Consider the following 1,046-nt stretch of genomic DNA (forward strand, 5'->3'; position numbering starts at 1 on the left):
TGTGAAGCTTCAATAGGTTGTATCGATGGTTCATCCGGACTGAGTCTGGGAGACTGGAAGTCGCCAAACACCCAACCTTCCAGGAACCCAGCCGGATGAACACCCATAAGAATGCCCGACTCACTTTCGCGCGTCGACTTGAGATGGTTCAGGAGATCACCGAATTCGGTTCAAGCGTGCCGCAGGCCGCGGCCGATCATGGCGTGAGCGCACCGACCGTGCGCAAATGGCTGGGTCGCTATCTGGCCGGCGGCGCACCAGCGCTGGCTGACGCCTCATCGCGACCGGCTCGTTCTCCCCGCTCGATCGCCCCGGCGACTGCCTTGCTGATCGTGGAATTGCGTCAGCAGCGCTTGCTGCAGCGTCAGATCGCCCGACAGGTAGGCGTGTCGGCCTCGACTGTCAGCCGCGTGCTGGCGCGTGCCGGACTATCCCGGTTAAGTGACCTGCAACCGCGTGAACCCGTTCAGCGCTACGAACACGAGGCGCCGGGCGACTTGCTACACATCGACATCAAGAAGCTTGGTCGAATCGCGCGTCCTGGCCATCGCGTTACCGGCAATCGGCGCGATACGGTAGATGGCGTGGGTTGGGAGTACCTGTTCGTCGCCGTCGACGACCATGCCCGGATTGCCTTCACGGCGATGCATCCCGACGAGACGAAACGCAGTGCCGTGCAGTTCCTGTGCGACGCCGTTGCGTGGTACGCCGGGCTCGGCGTGCAGGTGCGCCGGTTACTGACCGACAACGGTTCGGCATTCCGTTCGCACGAGTTTGCTCGGGCCTGTCAGGAACTGGGTATCCGACACAAATTTACGCGGGCGTATCGTCCGCAGACCAACGGTAAAGCTGAACGCTTCATCCAGTCGGCTTTACGTGAGTGGGCCTATGCATGGACGTACCAAAGCTCGGCTCATCGCATCGAAGCCCTGGCGAGTTGGCAGCATCACTACAACTGGCATCGGGCTCATAGTGCCATCGGCGGCATTGCGCCGATGGCGAGACTTCCCCCGTCGAGAAACAACCTCTTGACGCTTCACAGCTAG

1 protein-coding gene is annotated in these 1,046 nt (G+C 61.4%); it reads left to right on the top strand.

What is annotated here, in order from left to right:
- Positions 1–95: 95 nt before the first annotated feature.
- Positions 96–1,046 (top strand): IS481 family transposase, encoded by a 951-nt coding sequence (locus G3O00_RS42900; RefSeq protein WP_206146621.1) that lies wholly within the window; start codon positions 96–98, stop codon positions 1,044–1,046.

The organism is Burkholderia sp. Ac-20384, from assembly GCF_017104605.1.
GTDB classification, from domain to species: domain Bacteria; phylum Pseudomonadota; class Gammaproteobacteria; order Burkholderiales; family Burkholderiaceae; genus Burkholderia; species Burkholderia lata.